Origin of the sequence: Alexandriicola marinus (assembly GCF_004000435.1) — a bacterium.
GTDB lineage: Bacteria > Pseudomonadota > Alphaproteobacteria > Rhodobacterales > Rhodobacteraceae > Alexandriicola > Alexandriicola marinus.
Map to the genome: position 1 here is coordinate 1 of NZ_RBVZ01000024.1, position 16,553 is coordinate 16,553.

General features: G+C 53.6%; 16 protein-coding genes and 3 pseudogenes. 14 read left to right on the forward strand and 5 right to left on the reverse strand.

Annotation, left to right across the window (positions count from 1 at the left end):
• Together EP376_RS21645 and EP376_RS21650 are read right to left on the reverse strand one after the other, a co-directional pair.
• Positions 1 to 304, reverse strand: a pseudogene (locus EP376_RS21645) (transposase); the annotation flags it as partial.
• Positions 305 to 504: 200 nt separating this feature from the next.
• A protein-coding gene (locus EP376_RS21650) for an IS5 family transposase (protein WP_127657586.1) occupies positions 505 to 1,262 on the reverse strand; the annotation gives its coding sequence in 2 pieces (ribosomal slippage) (positions 505 to 941 and positions 941 to 1,262; 759 coding nt in all).
• A gap of 324 nt (positions 1,263 to 1,586) precedes the next feature.
• On the opposite strand from EP376_RS21650, the gene EP376_RS21655 reads away from it, so the two are divergent.
• The 6 genes from EP376_RS21655 (at position 1,587) to EP376_RS23680 (ending at position 6,847) form a co-directional block, all read left to right on the forward strand.
• On the forward strand, positions 1,587 to 2,690 hold the full coding sequence (locus EP376_RS21655) for a hypothetical protein (protein ID WP_127657587.1): 1,104 nt from the start codon (positions 1,587 to 1,589) through the stop codon (positions 2,688 to 2,690).
• A gap of 160 nt (positions 2,691 to 2,850) precedes the next feature.
• Complete coding sequence (locus EP376_RS21660) at positions 2,851 to 3,819, forward strand: glycosyltransferase family 2 protein (RefSeq protein WP_127657588.1); 969 nt, start codon at positions 2,851 to 2,853, stop codon at positions 3,817 to 3,819.
• Positions 3,788 to 4,453, forward strand: a complete 666-nt coding sequence (locus EP376_RS21665; protein ID WP_127657589.1) for an acylneuraminate cytidylyltransferase family protein — start codon at positions 3,788 to 3,790, stop codon at positions 4,451 to 4,453. The genes EP376_RS21660 and EP376_RS21665 overlap by 32 nt, the downstream gene beginning before the upstream one ends.
• Before the next feature lie 6 nt (positions 4,454 to 4,459).
• Positions 4,460 to 5,389, forward strand: coding sequence for a phosphoglycerate dehydrogenase (locus EP376_RS21670; RefSeq protein ID WP_238928964.1), 930 nt, complete (start codon positions 4,460 to 4,462; stop codon positions 5,387 to 5,389).
• Positions 5,390 to 5,414: 25 nt separating this feature from the next.
• Positions 5,415 to 6,440, forward strand: a complete 1,026-nt coding sequence (locus tag EP376_RS21675; protein WP_127657590.1) for a glycosyltransferase family 2 protein — start codon at positions 5,415 to 5,417, stop codon at positions 6,438 to 6,440.
• A 176-nt stretch (positions 6,441 to 6,616) separates the two neighbouring features.
• Entirely contained in the window at positions 6,617 to 6,847 is a 231-nt protein-coding gene (locus tag EP376_RS23680) for a transposase (protein ID WP_127657591.1), read from the forward strand.
• An 87-nt stretch (positions 6,848 to 6,934) separates the two neighbouring features.
• Here the strand turns inward: EP376_RS23680 and istB are convergent, their stop codons facing one another.
• Together istB and istA are read right to left on the reverse strand one after the other, a co-directional pair.
• Complete coding sequence (istB, locus tag EP376_RS21685) at positions 6,935 to 7,699, reverse strand: IS21-like element helper ATPase IstB (RefSeq protein ID WP_164745034.1); 765 nt, start codon at positions 7,697 to 7,699, stop codon at positions 6,935 to 6,937.
• 16 nt (positions 7,700 to 7,715) lie between these two features.
• On the reverse strand, positions 7,716 to 9,254 hold the full coding sequence (gene istA, locus EP376_RS21690) for an IS21 family transposase (RefSeq protein WP_127657592.1): 1,539 nt from the start codon (positions 9,252 to 9,254) through the stop codon (positions 7,716 to 7,718).
• 186 nt (positions 9,255 to 9,440) lie between these two features.
• Here istA and EP376_RS23440 point away from each other — a divergent pair.
• Positions 9,441 to 9,590: pseudogene (locus EP376_RS23440) on the forward strand (IS110 family transposase); the annotation flags it as partial.
• A 234-nt stretch (positions 9,591 to 9,824) separates the two neighbouring features.
• Here the strand turns inward: EP376_RS23440 and EP376_RS21700 are convergent.
• Positions 9,825 to 9,941: pseudogene (locus tag EP376_RS21700) on the reverse strand (transposase); the annotation flags it as partial.
• A gap of 284 nt (positions 9,942 to 10,225) precedes the next feature.
• Between EP376_RS21700 and EP376_RS21705 the strand changes: the two are divergent.
• The 7 genes from EP376_RS21705 to EP376_RS21735 form a co-directional block, all read left to right on the forward strand.
• Positions 10,226 to 11,338: an MraY family glycosyltransferase gene (locus EP376_RS21705; protein WP_127657593.1), complete on the forward strand. Its 1,113-nt coding sequence runs from the start codon at positions 10,226 to 10,228 to the stop codon at positions 11,336 to 11,338.
• Between the two features lie 99 nt (positions 11,339 to 11,437).
• Entirely contained in the window at positions 11,438 to 12,529 is a 1,092-nt protein-coding gene (locus tag EP376_RS21710) for a polysaccharide biosynthesis/export family protein (protein ID WP_127657594.1), read from the forward strand.
• Positions 12,530 to 12,531: 2 nt separating this feature from the next.
• Positions 12,532 to 12,969, forward strand: a complete 438-nt coding sequence (locus tag EP376_RS21715; RefSeq protein WP_127657595.1) for a low molecular weight protein-tyrosine-phosphatase — start codon at positions 12,532 to 12,534, stop codon at positions 12,967 to 12,969.
• A gap of 32 nt (positions 12,970 to 13,001) precedes the next feature.
• A complete protein-coding gene (locus tag EP376_RS23685) occupies positions 13,002 to 13,421 on the forward strand; it encodes a Wzz/FepE/Etk N-terminal domain-containing protein (RefSeq protein ID WP_420837139.1) in 420 nt (139 codons plus the stop codon).
• The gene (locus tag EP376_RS21725) at positions 13,304 to 15,187 is read left to right on the forward strand and encodes a polysaccharide biosynthesis tyrosine autokinase (protein WP_127657596.1); all 1,884 of its coding nucleotides are present in this window, start codon (positions 13,304 to 13,306) and stop codon (positions 15,185 to 15,187) included. Before EP376_RS23685 ends, EP376_RS21725 begins: the two co-directional genes overlap by 118 nt.
• Before the next feature lie 133 nt (positions 15,188 to 15,320).
• Positions 15,321 to 15,854 carry a hypothetical protein gene (locus EP376_RS21730; RefSeq protein WP_127657597.1) on the forward strand — a complete coding sequence of 178 codons (534 nt, stop codon included), beginning with the start codon at positions 15,321 to 15,323 and terminating at the stop codon, positions 15,852 to 15,854.
• A gap of 381 nt (positions 15,855 to 16,235) precedes the next feature.
• Positions 16,236 to 16,553 (forward strand): hypothetical protein (locus EP376_RS21735; RefSeq protein WP_164745037.1); only part of this gene is annotated, 318 nt, incomplete at its 3' end.

Below are 16,553 nucleotides of genomic sequence, written 5' to 3' on the forward strand. Positions count from 1 at the left end.
TCTTCTGGCGGCGGGACAGGGTGCTGAAGTCAGGCACCGTCCAGTCGAGGCCAACAAGCTGCAGCAGGCTCTCGACGAAGCCGGTCGTCTGCCTGAGCGCCATGCCGAATAGCACCTTCATCGAGAGGCACGTCTGAATGGCGGCATCGCTGTAGGTCTGCTGGCGGCCACGCCTGCCTGACGGCGCGGCATCCCAGCTCATCTCGGGGTCGAACCAGATCGTCAGCGAGCCCCGGCGCTTGAGCGCTTCATTGTAGGCTGGCCAGTTCCTGGTCCTTTAGGTCGGGGATGTGGGTCTGCTCATGTATCCCAGCTACCGCACTGGATTCACGAGATGAATCCCCCACAGGATTTGTGCAACAGAGCCCTTGCTCTTAGTCCCATGACGAACCGCCATCAGGCCCGCGGCAATAGCAAAGTTGAGCGATAATACTTAAGATCTCACATTTTATCACTCGCCAGCTTTATTGCCCAAAGATACTTAGGCTCCAGACTCATTGAGTTTCAAAGCCAGAAGAGGATCGTCGCTGCGAGAGCTATTGCAGAGAGGAAGGTCTCGGGGCATCGGTCGTATCGTGTGGCGACGCGCCGCCAGTCCTTGAGGCGGCCGAACATGATCTCGATCCGGTTGCGCCGTTTGTACCGCCGCTTGTCATATTTCACGGCTTTCTTGCGGGACTTTCGACCGGGGATGCAAACCTTTATCCCTTTGTCTTTCAAAGCTTCTCGCAGCCAGTCGGCATCGTATCCACGATCCCCCAAGAGCCAATCCGCCTTCGGTGGGCTACTCAACAGCGCCGCTGCGCCGGTGTAATCGCTCACCTGTCCAGCCGACATGAAGAACCGGATCGGGCGGCCCTTCGCATCAGTGACCGCATGTAACTTCGTGTTCATGCCACCCTTCGTGCGCCCGATTTGGCGAGCACGCCCCCCTTTTTTACCCGCAGGCTCGAGGCCGTGCGGTGCGCTTTCAAATAGGTCGCGTCGATCATGATGGTCTTGTGTTCGGCGCCTTCAGCGGCCAGGCCCGCCATGATCCGGGCGAAGACGCCCTTTTCACTCCAGCGTTTCCAGCGGTTGTAGAGTGTTTTGGCCGGACCATACTCCCCAGGCGCATCGCACCATCGCAAGCCATTGCGATTGATGAAGATTATGCCACTCGGAACCCTTCGATCATCAACCCGGGGCTTGCCATGGCTCTTGGGAAAAAACGGTTTCAGGCGCTCAATTTGCGCCTCGGTCAGCCAGTAAAGATTGCTCATAGATCAGGTCTCCTTGCAGAGCCTGAATCACGACAACGGACTGAAATCAATGGGTCTGGAGCCTAGCCCCCCCCGCCATGGACCTATAAATAATCATAAAGGAGATAAAAAATCGGAAACTCATCTTTATATCAATTAGCGGATCGACGCAAAAATCGGATCAGAATCGCTGTTCCTCAATTCCCGATACCCGCGGAGATTGATTCAGAAGGCCAGATTTCTTGGTCCGGGTTCATGCTGTGCCCCGGCATTGAGCACTGCTTTATGGAATCTCATGATGAAACGGTAATCTTGGCAGTCACCTGCCCCGCAAGATCGCTTTCGATGGCGATCTTGTCCAGCGAGAATACGAAGCAGGCTTTCAATCAGTGGCTCGATGATATCAGAAGGCTGGTCTTCGCCACCCGGCCTTATCGTCGCCGAATTTGCGTCTTGGACATCGATCTGCTGATAGCTGACCCGTCTTCTGTTTCCGACCAGGTTCTGGCTCGTTTCAAATTGTCGCGGCCAGGTGATTTGCAGACCTTGTCGTCCATCATGGGCAAGGTATCTGGAACGATCTCCATCGATCCGGGCGCGCAAATCATCGCGGAATGGCTTCTACTCAAGAATACTGAGGCCATGGCTCTTGCGGCAGAGCTACGCGCTATGATCGCCAACCCTTCATTGTCGAAAATCGAACCGTTCGATCTTGCCGATGAATCGCTCTCGCATGCGGCGAATGTCTCGGACGACGTTACGCGACTGCTCGATGTCGTGCAGCGATCACTGATCGAGGCTGACGAGGCCAGGAACGAAACATACCTCGTTCAGACGGAAAAAGAAGAACTGGCCGCTCAGAACGACGAAACTGCCAAAGAGAACCACGCTCTCGTTGAAGAAAAGACGGCCCTTGCAGAGGAGGCCCGACTCCTGCGCGAGAGTATGAATTTCTTATTGGGAGATTTTGAGAAAGCGGAAGGTGCACGACAACGCCTCGAGAAGGAGTTAGCGAGCCAAGCAGCGGAGATCGGCGAACTATCCGAACAACGCAACATCCTGAAAGGTCGCGTAGCTGAACTGGACAACGAGGTGTCCGATCTAAAGAAACAACACCGGCAATCTGCAAATGAACTGAAAAATCGTATCGCAGAGATCGCACAGGAACGCGACGAGCTTTTCGCGGAAAAGACGGCTCTCGTGGAGAAAAATTGGTTTCTTGCGGATGAGCTTGAGCACGCAACAGCCGATCTTGACATGGCCACACGCGACAAGAACCAATTACGGCACCAACAGGACGCGCTCCGGGACGAAATCGCCGCATTGCACCAGTCCACGTCGTGGAGGATCACGGCGCCTTTGCGAAAAATCCGCTTGGGCCTCTCTCGGCTTGCTCCTGCACGAAGTGCACAAGAGACGCATGCTCACCCTACGGATGAGCAAGGCTGATGAAGCCGACTGAACGCAATAATCGAGAAACGCAAGTGTTCTCGAGCTCTGGTCTATTGCGCCGCAACTCTCGTTTCGCTTGGCCTTTTGCTGGGCCGCGAATGAAATGTCCATCGCACTATTTTGGAAGCCGCAACGAGTTTTATTCCTGGAGCCGGCCATGCGCATAAGCGTCGTTATCAGAACTTTGAACGAAGCAGTTCATCTTGGAGATCTGTTGAGCATGATCTCCCAGCAGCAAACTCCAAGTTGGGATATCGAAACGATCGTCGTGGATTCCGGATCGACCGACGGAACTTTGCAAATTGCTCAATCATACAATGCCCGAATTGTCGAAATCATCCGCTCGGAGTTCACATTTGGCCGGTCTTTGAATCGCGGATGCGCCAGTGCCGAAAGCGATATCATCGTAATGGTTTCTGGTCATTGCGTACCGGTTCGGAAGGACTGGCTATCAAGGTTATGTGCACCGTTGATCGCGGGGGACGCAAGCTACACCTATGGTCGTCAACTTGGCGATGACAGCAATAACTATAGCGAACGTCGGATCTTCGCAAAGTACTTCCCGGAATGCAGCAAAATTCCCCAAGATGGCTTTTTTTGCAATAATGCGAACTCAGCAATTTTGACATCGGTCTGGAACTCCAATCCATTCGACGAGGAGCTTACCGGACTCGAAGATATAGATTTGGCCAAGAGGCTTTTTGTCGATGGCCATAAGATCGCCTACGTCGCCGAAGCACCTGTTTTTCATCACCATTCTGAAAGCTGGCGTCAGGTTCGCCGAAGGTTCGAGCGTGAAGCACTGGCATTGAGCGTAATCATGCCGGAGATCCAACTTTCATGGATCGATGTAGCGCGCTGCATCGTATCCAGCACCTTCGCAGATTGGCGTTCGGCCTCACGAAACAGTGTCGTTTCGACAACCCGAGCCGACATGCTGCGATATCGAGTCAATCAGTATCTTGGTTCGTACCATGGCAACCGTGCGCATCGGACTCTGTCTCGAGAGGCAAAGGGGCGCTTCTTCTATCCAGATATTCCACGAAAGGCTGATCAAGATGAATGGCTCAAACCGTTGCGTCGCCCTACTACCCATGAAGGCCAACAGCCAACGTATCAAGGGTAAGAACTTTCGGGATTTCCAAGGACGCCCGTTGTTCAGGTGGGTTCTCGACTCTCTTCTCCAGACTCCTGACATCGACGAAGTGGTCATCAACACAGATGCCCGTCACATATTGGCCGACAATGGCCTCGTCGAGGGTGGACGCATTCGCATTCGCGATCGAAAACCCGAATTGTGTGGTGATACGGTTTCGATGAATGTGATATTGGCGGATGATATCGCGGCGGTGGAAGCCAAGACGTATCTGATGACCCACACCACGAATCCACTCTTGAAGTCTGCGACAATCCAGAACGCGCTACGCGCTTATAGGGATGGAGTTGCATCTGGAACGGCGGATTCACTTTTTGCCGTGAACCGAATTCAGACACGCTTCTATCGAGAGGATGGATCTGCGGTGAATCATGATCCTGATAATCTAATTCAAACACAGGATCTCGAGCCCTGGTTTGAGGAGAATTCGAACCTCTATATTTTCAGCCGCGAGAGCTTTGCGGCTACGAATGCAAGGATCGGTCGCAATCCCATCTTGTTCGAGATGAACAAGATGGAAGCAGCGGACATCGACACTCCCGAGGATTGGATGCTGGCCTCTGCGCTGGCCAACTTGCAAATGCAACAACTAGCGGCGGAGTAATATCCCTTGAAAGACATTGTCGTGACCTGCCCGCCCATGCTGGGTCAGTTTGATTTGTTCACAGATTTCGCGGCGGAGCTCGGCCTGACGCTTCACCGGGCGAACGTAACTCAGATTCTTTCCGAGGACGAACTTTGCGCGCTTTTGCCAAACTATGACGGCTGGATCATCGGGGACGATCCCGCGACCCGTCGGGTCTTCGAGGCCGGACAAGCTGGCAGGCTGAAAGCCGCGGTAAAGTGGGGGATTGGCGTCGACAATGTTGATTTCGACGCCTGCCATGACTTGGGTATTCCGATCGACAACACGCCAAGGATGTTCGGCGCCGAGGTGGCTGACGTTGCGACGGGTTTCGTGATTGGTCTGGCAAGGGAACTGTTCTCTATTGACCGCGGCGTCCGGGCCGGAAACTGGCCGAAGCCGGCCGGTATTTCTCTGTCGGGGCGGACTGTGGGAGTCGTCGGGCTTGGAGACATCGGCCGACAGACTGTGCGGCGCATGGTGGCAATGGGCCTCGAAGTCGTTGCCTATGATCCGGGCGTCGATGGCGATGCAGGTTTCCCCGGACTTCTCGAACGCGCGGCATGGCCCGAACGGGTCGAAGAACTTGACTTCATCGTCTTCACTTGTGCGCTCAACAGTCACAATTTCCACATGCTCGACGCCGAAGCGCTGACACGTTGCAAGCCCGGCGTCCGGATCGTGAACGTGGCGCGCGGCCCCCTGATCGACGAGGCGGCGCTGGTGGCGGCGCTGCAATCGGGTCACGTGCATTCCGCCGCGCTCGACGTCTTCGAGGTGGAGCCCCTGCCCGAGGACAGCCCGCTCCGCGATATGGAGCGCTGCATCTTCGGCACCCACAACGGATCGAACACCCTCGACAGCGTCATCCGCGCCAGCCACACCGCGATCGGAAAGCTCGCAGGATTCCTCTGAAAGCGCGAATTTTTGAAAGTGCACCATGAGAATTTCGATTGTTTCTCCCAGCTATAATCAAGTCAGATTCATTGAACGAACGATTGATTCCGTCGCAAAGCAAAAATACAATAATAAAGAACATATCATTGTAGATGGCTTATCGAGCGATGGAAGCCAAGAAATAATACGGAAAGCGGAAGAAGATCATAAACATCTTCGATCAATTATCGAGGCTGACAAGGGGCAGGCTGATGCGATCAACAAGGGATTAAAGGCCTGCAACGGCGATATTTTCGCCTGGATCAATACGGATGACTGTTACTTTGATGAGAATGTCTTCCAGAAGGTGTCCGATGCCTTCTCGAAACACAAGGATGTAGACATCATATATGGTCGCGGATGGAGACTGAACTCAGAAGGAGAGAAGATTCGCGAAGCCTGGATCAATCGCGATATCGTTACACACTGGGATTTCTGGAAATCTCTTGGCATTCTCCAACCAAGCCTCTTTTTCCGGAAGCACGTCTTTGACGAGATTGGCGGACTAGCAGACGAGTTTGTCCTACAGCTTGACTACGAATACTGGATCCGGATGGCGAAAGCCGGCTTCAAGTTCAAATTCATCGACGAGATATTTTCATCTGCCATCGTGCATAACGACGCCAAGAGCACCCGAGACAGACTGGCTCAGCTCAGTGAGTGCATCGAGATGATAGATCGGCATTTCGGCGATGTGCCAAATGAGTGGTTTGATCGACTAGTCGAGTTTTCCATCACCAATGTCGATCAAAAAACGATGATAACAAAGCACAAGAGCGAAGCCGAAGTTGATCTCGCGCGGATCAAGGCAAGCTCGAAGTTCCTACAATTCATTCACCGAGGAATGTCACCCAGCCCCGCATGCGCTTCGTGCCAAAGAAGAGCGTTGCACAACAGGATGTGCAGACCTCGCTTCGGGCGCGGCGCCGCATGGTCAATCACCGAACCGCATTGGTCAGTCAGTTGCGTGGGATTCTGCTCGATCGTGGGATCGCCTTCGGCCAGTCGATCACACGGGCTCGCGCCATGATCCCCCGGATCATCCAAGACGAACGTAATGAGCTCACGAATCTTCGCCGCGAGACCCTGTCATCCCTTCTGGAATTGATGGCTGAGAACGACAGGCGGGTCCGAGAGTTCGACAGACGTATAGGCCAGGTTTACCGAGAGAGCGAGGCCTGTCGGCGGGTCGGGTAGATACGGGGCATGGGGCCGAAGACTGCCACAGCCGTCGTTGCTGCCATCGGAGATGGTCGCGACTTCGACAACGGTCGCCACATGGCTGCCTGGTTGGGGCTTGTCCCGCGCCAGCATTCCAGCGGCGACCGGACAATCCTGATGGGGATCAGCAAGCGTGGGGGCCAGCATCTTCGGATCCTGCTGGTCCGCGGTGCGCGAGCTGTCGTGAGTGCGCATTTCGCGGAACTTGGGCGGTGATTTCACGCGATCTCGGGCACGCGTTTCACGTCATCGTGGGCAGCCATTTCACGATCGTGGGCAGACTGGTCGACAAGTTTCATAGGGTCAGTCCTGACCGTTTTGGTCAAGCGGTTTCGGAGCGCCGAGTTTTCTTCGCATGCTGTCTCCGGTCAGTGTGAGACGGTGTGCATTGTGAACCAGGCGGTCGAGAATGGCGTCGGCCAAGGTCGGGTCGCCGATGGCCTCATGCCACTGGTCGACCGGCAACTGACTTGTTACGATTGTTGATCCGCGGCCCTGTCGGTCTTCTAGAATTTCGAGGAGATCACGGCGTTCAGTGGCGTTAAGCACCGACAGGCCCCAGTCGTCCAGGATCAGGAGATCGGTGCGTTCGATGGATTTCAGGACGCGGGCGTGGCGGCCATCACCTCGGGCGATAACCAGCGCATGAAAGAGCCGCGGGACGCGGTGATACATGACCCGGCGATCGTCACGGCAGGCTTTATGACCGAGCGCACAGGCAATCCAACTCTTACCCAGGCCAGTGGGGCCTGTGATCAGCAAATTCTCATGCCGATCGATCCAGCCACCGTCGATGAGATGCGCCATGACCGATTTATCGATGCCACGCGGACTGCGCATGTCGAGGTCTTCGACGCAGGCAGACTGGCGGAGAGAAGCGAACCTCAGTCGTGTCACCAACTTCTTGGCATCACGCTCGGCTGCCTCGCGATCCACGAGCAAACCGAGGCGCTCTTCGAAGCTCAAATTTTCGAACATGTCACTGGCGCGACGCTGTTCGTCCAGCGCCTTGGCCATGCCGATGAAGCCTAGAGCCTCAAGCCGTTCAGATGTGGGATGTGTCAGCAAGGGATGTTTCCTTTTCTTAGTGGTAGTAATTCTGGCCCCGGATGTTGGGATGCTGCAGGGGATGCTCTTCAGCTTCGGGCTCCAGAAAGGCCTGATCGAGGCCGGTCTGCAGAATGGATCGAATAGACGCCACGGAGCGCGCCTTGATGGCGACACCACGCTGACAGGCGGCATCAAGGCGTGCCGGCTCATAGCTTTTGGCCAATGACAACACGCCGAGGCAGGTCCGGAACCCCTGTTCCGGGTGCGGGCGGTTCTCCATGACAATCTGGCAGAACGCGGCAACGGATGGTCCCAGTTTCTCAGCGCTGGCCAAGATGCGCGCAGGTGTCCATTCCGCATAACGCCGGTAAGAAGACGGCATGTGATCTGGCACTGTGATATGGCTGCGCCGTCCGGGATTGCGGGCATGGCTGGCCACACGCTTGCCGCGATGGAAGACCTCTAAAGTCGTCTGGGTCAGCCTCAGATCGACGAGTTGCCGGATCAGACCGAAGGGGACTGAGTACCAGCAGCCATCCGCCTCTATGTGATAGTCTGGCGCGACACGCGCCCGTTTCCAGCGGGCGAAGATATATGGGCTCGCTGGGAGGGGCATCAGGTTCGGACGATCCAACGTGGCAAACAGATCGGCACGGCTGGCCCCGTAGTCGCGCATGACCCGCGTGTTCAGGTCATCCAGCAAGGGCCGGATTGCCGCGTTCAACTCGGCCAGTGAGAAGAACCGCCGGTTCCGCAGCCGCGCGACAATCCAACGTTGTGACACCTGAACCGCCACTTCAGCTTTTGCTTTGTCTTTTGGCTTGTAGGGCCGCGCCGGTAGGATCGCCGTGCCGTAGTGCTCAGCCATCTCAGCATAGGTTCGATTAAGACCTGGATCATGACGATCGGGCTTGATCACAGCTGACTTCAGGTTGTCCGGGACCACCACCTTCGGCACACCACCAAGATAGCTGAACATACGGGTGTGTACGCCGATCCAGTCTTCCAGCCCTTCGGAGGCAACGGCTTCGGCATAAGTGTAACTTGATGCCCCCATGGCCGCGACAAACAGCTTGGCGGTACGGACCTCGCCAGTGTCAGGATCAACGATCTCTATCGTATCCCCCGAGAAGTCCACGAAGACTTTCTCACCACCTACATGTGTCTGACGCATGCTGGGGCGGACGCGTCCCTTCCAGGCGTCAAAATGTGTGCAAAACCACGTGTAACCGAAGCCGCCAGGATGCTGTTCTCGGTATTCCTGCCAAAGCAGCATGCGGGTGACCCCGCGCTTGCGCAGTTCCTTGTCGATCATCGACCAATCGGGAACGGGACGGTTCGGATCCGGGACCGTAGGTGATGCTGGAAACAAAAGCAGCTCCAGACCGTCATCATCCAGGCCCTCAGGCAGCGGCCAACCCAAGCCTGCTTCCCGAGCGCGCCGCACATAGGTTCCAACGCTTCCTTTCCCAAGTCCAAGTGACGTGGCGATCGCCCGCTCACTCAGCCCTTGGGCAAAATTCAATCTCAATACATCTCGTATCCGGCGCATGTTTAGACGTCCTGTCGGCATTCAGCCCCTCCCTGTGAATAAGAGAGGCAGTATCCTCAGTACGTCGACCAGGTCTGCCCACGATCCCGCGAAATCAGTGCCCGCGTTCGCGTGAAATCAGTGCCCAGCTTCCCATGAAATCTCTGCCCACGATCAGATGAAATCGGTGCCCGCCTTCACGCGAAACACGCAGTCGTGAGAACCGCTGCCGGGAAGACGGATCCGTTTAGCCAGTGGGTGAACGAGCTCAGGGAGCGCCGAGGCACGAACCGGGCCATCGTTGCCGTCGCTAACAAGAACGTGCGTATCATCTGGGCGTTGCTGGCCAAGAATGAGGAATACCGTCCTGCAGTCTGACGCGGAACGGTTCAAGGTGCAGGCAAGAGAGGAAATGACCCGACCGGACGGATCCGGTGCATGGAGACCCTGGCTTTTATAGCCCACGAGGCCGACCATTTGTTGAGGGCCATGCTTCGCGGATTACCCATTTGGGCGCGCCGAAATCAACCGGTGACGCCGGATAGATGTCAGGACCCGTCATCGATCGGAAACGACCTCGAAACGCTCGCATGAGGAGAGCCGTCCATAGATGTAGAACGTCTCGCTGCTGATCCCCTGCTCCCTGCACAGCCCAGCCACGGGCATCCCACCCTCGGCCTGGCGCAACACGCCCATGATCTGAGCTTCGGTGAAACGGCTCATCTTCATCGGAATCTCGTCATCCATCTTGCCGAGAAAAACCAACCTTCGCATCCCCTTAACCACGGGAGGATTACCCCTCCCGATCATCCCGCAGGATAACGCGTGCCGTGAACAGGGTGGAACGGCGAGGGTCCAAGTGATCATTCAGCACGGAACAGATATCAAAAAGAACAATTCAACCAACCGGACACTTAAAGAATCTTTCGATTTAATCAGAAAACCAATGGAACCTACAAAAATACTGAGCCATTCAAGAAGAAAGGAGCCAGCATATCTTATCTGGTGTGAAAATGATTATGGACGTGATTTTTGTATTCGGTCTGTCCGCGATAATATGTTTTTCGGTCGTCGCGGCCGCTTCATTTTTTGGACTTGCGGGCGGTTCAGAACAGTTCGTTGCAGTTCAATCCAGCCACACACGACCTACGCCACGTCTTGGTGGGATCGCCATTTTCGCAAGCCTGTTCGCCTACTCGATCTTCATTGTACCCGAAGGTGAGTCATTAAGTGAAGGGCTTGTCATCGCCTGCTCAAGTCTCTTCTTTGTAGGTCTTCTCGAGGATCGACGCTATGAAATATCGCCGGTCTTGCGGCTGTCTTCTGTTATTTTGGCGTCCGCCGTGGCGATCATGATCTTTGATATTTGGATTACTAGAACTGATGTACCTTTGTTGGACGAGATCGTTCCTTATGCTGTGATCGGGATTCCAATTACCCTTTTCGCGGTAACTGGTCTAACTCATGCCTTCAACTTGGTCGATGGCGTCAACGGTATGGCTGGGATTGTAGCCTTGGCGTCGATATCGGGTCTCTATTCGATTTCTCAGAAAGCCGACGTTCTGATTGTTTCTCACTTTTGTCTGATATTGGGTTCATCGATTTTAGGTTTTCTGATATTCAATTTCCCTAAAAGTTGGCTATTTCTGGGTGATGCAGGAGCATACTCTATTGGATTTATTCTGAGTTGGATGCTAATTGTCACTCTTACGCAGTCGGACGACGTCTCGCCCTGGGCTTTGCTATTAATTGTTTTTTGGCCCATCGCCGATACTTTATTGGCAATATGGAGGCGCACCACTCTCGAAAAGTCAGCTATGCGGCCCGATCGTTTGCACGTCCATCAACTCGTTATGCGAAGCCTCGAAATCTTTGTACTCGGCAGAAATCGGCGTGAACTATCGAATCCACTTACGACGGTCATTCTCGCGCCATTTATCGTTCTTCCTGTCGCGACCGGCGTTCTATTCTGGAACAAACCATTGGCAGCTTTGTGTTCATTCTTGGTTCTAATTGTTTTATTTTTCACCAGCTATATCGCATTCATGAAGCTATCCCGTCGTTTCGGTCGTGTAAGTGGAATTGCAAAAATCGAGCGAATTCCTGAACTAAATCTTGATGTGTGATTGTTATGGGATTCTCTTGACACGCCGTTCAATGTCCTTTTCTTGAACGAAGATTTCTAAGCAGAGAAACTCACCGTGGAGAAAAGAGGTATCGCTGTAATGCCACATCAGAATATTGTATCAAAATTGGCACATGCAGTCTTACTGGGTGCATCTCTTGTTGTCTCGGGATGTACGGATGGCGCTAGCTCATTTCCAATCGATGATGTCGCACAAGCCGAATTACCTGAGTACTTGAGAGTAATCCGCTTGAATAACGCAAATATCTTAGAGTTTCACACTTCAAACCAGGTTGAAGAAACTACAACTTTGCCAAACTTGTTAGACTGGGACTATCGGGTCGGTAATGGGGACATATTGCGCATTATTGTCTTCAATCATCCAGAGCTCACTATGCCACCGGGAACAGATCGCGACTCTGCCGAAAGTGGATTTCGAGTCCAATCAGATGGGTCCTTTTTCTATCCCTTCGTGGGTCAAGTTCAAGCGTCTGGTAGACGGGTGGATGAAATACGATTGGAGTTAATGGAGCGCCTCTCCAATTTTCTCGCGAATCCTCAGATCGAGGTCAGTGTTGCAGGCTTCAACTCCCAGGCAATAAATACCTCCGGCGAGGTTATGGCGCCTCGACGACAAGCTTTGACCACCGTCCCTTTGCGTCTTATCGATGCAATCAACAATTCTCAAGGTCTGAAAGATACTGCAGACCCAAGCAACATAAAGGTTCAGCGGAACGGGATTTCCTACAATGTAAATTTCGAACAGTTCTTAACGGAAGGCGACCAGTCAAGTAACCCAATCCTGATCTCTGGCGACGTGGTCTTTGTACCTCCGAATCAGCCGGAAGAGGTATTCATACTGGGAGAGGTAGTCCGTCCCGCCACGATTGATCTTGATGGTGAAGATCTAAGCCTGACAGAAGCGATCGCTAGCCAAGGTGGACTCAACGAAATTCGTGCCGATGCACGTGGCGTATTCGTGTTCCGGCAAACGATGAACGGGATCGACGTATTTCAGCTTGACGTAAGAACATCTGCTTCCTTTGTGATAGGGGCCAATTTCTCGTTACTTAAAGGAGACATCGTCTATGTGACCCGATCTCCTCTCCAGCGTTGGAACGATACTATTACGAAACTGCTTCCGTCCATTGGAATCGCCCAGGCTGGCGTGGATCTGAGCGCGGATCGATAAGAATGCACAAGGTATTAATTGTTTGCGTTGGCAATATTTGCAGGTCGCCGATCGCGGCTGATCTCCTTATGTACCAACTGCCTGCATTAGAGGTATCTTCGGCGGGATTGTCCGCTGTTGTAGGCGAAGATGTTGATCCAACTGCGAAACTGGTGGCGGAGGGCCATGGCATCAGGGTCAGTCCACATTCTGCGCGCCAATTCACCCCGCAACTTGCGGATAGTCAGGACCTTATACTGGTGCTTGAAAAATGGCACCGGAGAGAGATCGAACGGATGGCGAGTCCGCTTTCGGGCAAAGTGATGCTCTTGAGCCATTGGACCACTGGTCAGAACATCCAGGATCCCTATGGAGCCAGCCGGCTGGTTCACGAGCATGTGTTTGAGAAACTCAAATTGGCAACGTCAGCTTGGTCCGAGCGGCTAACGAGAATGCTTTGAAAGAAAACGTCGATCAAATAGAGCTAAAGGCAGTGTCGCCTGTTCGGGACGATGAGATAGACCTGGTTGGTCTATTTTTTATACTTTGGCGATCAAGGTTGACGATTATAGCGTTTGCGATAATCGGCGCCTTGACAGGGATGCTTGTGGTTCTGAGTACGCCTCCGATCTATCAAGCAAATAGTTTGCTGCAATTGGAGGAGAAAAGTAATTCACTCGCTCTCGGTTCCGAACTCACCAAGCTACTGGCGGATAGCCCGCTAGCGGCGACCGAGATAGAGATACTCAAGTCCCGTATGGTCGTTGGATTGGCAGTGTCGCGATTGAACTTGGATTGGTCCGTGGAACCGACGAAAGCGCCGATTTTTGGTCAGTTGGNAACATACTGCCTGACTGGCCATGGTTTTCGACCTACGTGCGATCCGGGGAGAATCTGCTTCTCGATTTCTTGAATGTACCAGAAAATTGGATAGGGAGTGAAATCACGATTCGGGCCAAGGGTGACGAGCTTTTCGAAGTTCTCTTCCCGGATGGGGAAACCATGAATGGCGAAGTAGGTGGAATCCTCGAACGTTCTGATGTTGGCTTTGCGATTCAGGTGCGGGAATTGACTGCAGGAGTTGGACGCGAGTTTGTCGTGCGTCAGTTGAGGCAAACGGATGCTGTGGCTCGGATTCGGAATTCACTGCAAGTGACGGAGCAGGGCAGATCGACCGGGATATTGCGTCTCGTCTTTACCGCGGAGTCTCCTGACAAGGCTCGTCGAAATCTTGATGCGATTGCGCAATCTTATCTTGCGCAAAACGCTAACCGTAGCGCGGCCGAAGCGGAAAGTGGTCTTGAATTCTTGAACAGTCAGATTCCATCTGCACGGGTGGCCGTCCAGGAAGCAGAGCGCGCTTTGAACGAATTTCAGCAATCAAACGAAGCAATTGACTTGGGTGCGGAGGGAGAGGCTTTGCTATCACAGATCCGCAGCCTCGAAGCCGATCTTCTGGACATCCAGTTTCAAGAACGAGAGCTTAGTGAACGGTTTACGGTAAACCATCCAGAATACCAACGGTTGATCGCAAATCGAGAAAGCGTTCGGGAACGACTTACTTCACTTCGGGACGAAGTTAGCAAACTTCCGTCAACACAGCAGGACTTCCTCACATTGAGCAGAGACCTGGAAGAGGCTCAGGAAGTATTCTTCCTATTGAGGAACCGGGCCCAGGAACTGGAGGTTCTAAAAGCGAGTAACATTGGAAACGTTAGGATCGTTGATAATGCGATTGCATCAAGCGTTCCGATTTCACCGCGACAAAACAGGATATTGGTTCTTGGAACAGCGATTGGACTGATCGCTGGCGCGGGCGTGGTCCTCCTTCGAAACGTACTTCGAAAAAGGATAGAAGGCAGCGAAGAACTCGAAGACCTCGGGCTCCCGGTGTTCGCCTCGTTAAACCGGAACCTTGTAGCAGAGAATGTAAAGCCGGGTCAGAGGCGGCTCCCGCTCATAGCGACAGAGAACTCGCAAGACCCCTTTGTCGAAGGCCTGCGATCACTGAGAACGAGCCTGCATTTTGGTTTGATCGACAGCGAAACAAGGTCCGTCCTCTTTACCAGTGCGGCACCTGATGCAGGCAAGTCGTTCATAAGCGCCAACTTTGCAGCCGTTGCGGCTCAGTCCGGACAACGAGTGTGTCTTGTCGATGGGGACTTGCGTCGCGGTACGTTAAGGAAATACTTCGGGGTCGATCGATCACACCCAGGTCTGGCTCAGGTCATCTCTGGGGAAACCCACCTTGACGACGCACTTGTCGACCTCCCTCTTGAAAACCTGACGGTCTTGACCAGTGGGCGGTTTCCACCCAACCCTGCCGAACTGCTCATGCGGGAAGATCTTGGCCAGATCATCAATAGGCTCGACGAGGAGTTTGATCTGATCATCGTGGACTCACCTCCGGTGATGGCGGTAACGGATGCCGTGATCATCAGCCGAGCTGTCGGTGCAACTATCTTTATTGCGCGGGCAGGCTTGACGCATCCAGGTGAGGTGCAAGCAACTCTGAAAATACTCTCAGCGTCAGGAACAAAGATTTCAGGCGCGATCCTCAATGGGTTTGATCCTAAACGCGCTCGTGGGCCCTATGGCTATGGCTATGGCTATGGCTATGGCTATGGCTATGGCTATGCATACAATTATCGCTACACATACAAAACCGATACACAATAGCTCTTTATCCGTGTGACCATTTCGCTCGTTATCCGAAGCGCGCGGCGCTCTCTACGCACTCCGCCCTAGATCAGATAGGGAACATTGGGTACAGATTCTCATTATGAGACTATCTGACCAGCGGGAGGAACGGATGGGAAATGCGCTCAGGGTGATCACCCAGACGTTGTTGTACTACTGCGCATTTAAACTCAGCAGCGGCCTGAGTCAGAATGTTGTTTCCGTAGGCTCCCCTGGTATCGACGGGGTTCTCGATCTGGCGCACGGTCTAAGAGTGGTCCTAGCCTGGTTCTTTGGCTTGACCTCAATCTCGTACCTCGCGCCGATCTCGTTCCTGACGCATTGGGGCCTTTTCGACGAGCCGCAATCGCTCATCCAGCTGCTGGTGATGCCTTTGTTCGGGCTCGTTTGTACCCCCCTTGTTTTCGAATTTGCCGATCGGCTGGGCCTGGACCTGCAGCTGAATTTCTTCTATTTAGTCAACTGGAAAAACTTAGTTCTGGTAGGGTTTATTGCATCTTTGGCCGATGCACTGGGCGGCATGCTGATCACCAGCTCCAGCTTCCATCTGATGCTCGTTGACCTTTGTGGAAACATCTCCGGATCGGTGGTCGGGCTTGGTGTCCTGCAACTGGGACTACGCGTCGCGCGCTACCTAAGGTCCTAGAACGCATGCCGAGATAAGGCCTCCAATTCATGGACCTGTTTTTTTTGGTGAAGAAATCATCCTGTACGAGCGCCGACCGCAGCTTTGGCCTTAAACCGACCGACAGCAACACGTCGCGCTCACAGCCGTCGATGAGTCGCTGGACCTATCGAAAGTCCTTTCAATCGACCATTGACAGAAAAGCTCGTCCGTCATACCTCTCAAAGTGATAAGAAACGGCAACGACGAGCAGCGAAGAAGTTCCGACAATATCATAACCGGTCATTGAATATCCCGTGATACGGATCGGCTTCTATCTTTAGATGTAGCTCAATGCTTTGGAGCGCAACCTGCTTGTTCTTACCCGCATGACTTAGAGCAGTATTCAGATGCGAGGGAATTATGGTCAAATATGCACTGATCCAAGAAGGTGGTTCTGTCATTCGGGGGAACGCATTTTCCTCAGATGTAATTGATGCATCTCAGATCGCAGCATTGTCACTGAATTTGTCGCGCGATGAAGTGCGCGACTACAAGGTGCGTGGTGGGTCGCTTGAAGTCCTTCTTGTCGATGGGGGTGTCATCATCCTGAACGACTTCTTTGACGAACAGGGATTGCCGAGAGGTGCACTCTACCTGTCGGCCGAGAGGGAAATCTACCGCGTGAATCTGTCGGAAGGCCAGGGCATGTTGTACTGGTCTGCCCCCATCGAGTGGTCC

Bases quoted from the DNA above. Each gene is read 5' to 3' on its own strand.
- EP376_RS21730 (WP_127657597.1), top strand. From the start codon at position 15,321: ATGGGAAATGCGCTCAGGGTGATCACCCAGACGTTGTTGTACTACTGC.
- EP376_RS21665 (WP_127657589.1), top strand. From the start codon at position 3,788: ATGAAGGCCAACAGCCAACGTATCAAGGGTAAGAACTTTCGGGATTTC.
- EP376_RS21710 (WP_127657594.1), top strand. From the start codon at position 11,438: ATGCCACATCAGAATATTGTATCAAAATTGGCACATGCAGTCTTACTG.
- istA (WP_127657592.1), bottom strand. From the start codon at position 9,254: ATGCCGACAGGACGTCTAAACATGCGCCGGATACGAGATGTATTGAGA.
- EP376_RS21705 (WP_127657593.1), top strand. From the start codon at position 10,226: ATGATTATGGACGTGATTTTTGTATTCGGTCTGTCCGCGATAATATGT.
- EP376_RS21660 (WP_127657588.1), top strand. From the start codon at position 2,851: ATGCGCATAAGCGTCGTTATCAGAACTTTGAACGAAGCAGTTCATCTT.
- EP376_RS21675 (WP_127657590.1), top strand. From the start codon at position 5,415: ATGAGAATTTCGATTGTTTCTCCCAGCTATAATCAAGTCAGATTCATT.
- EP376_RS21655 (WP_127657587.1), top strand. From the start codon at position 1,587: ATGGCGATCTTGTCCAGCGAGAATACGAAGCAGGCTTTCAATCAGTGG.
- EP376_RS21715 (WP_127657595.1), top strand. From the start codon at position 12,532: ATGCACAAGGTATTAATTGTTTGCGTTGGCAATATTTGCAGGTCGCCG.
- EP376_RS23680 (WP_127657591.1), top strand. From the start codon at position 6,617: ATGGGGCCGAAGACTGCCACAGCCGTCGTTGCTGCCATCGGAGATGGT.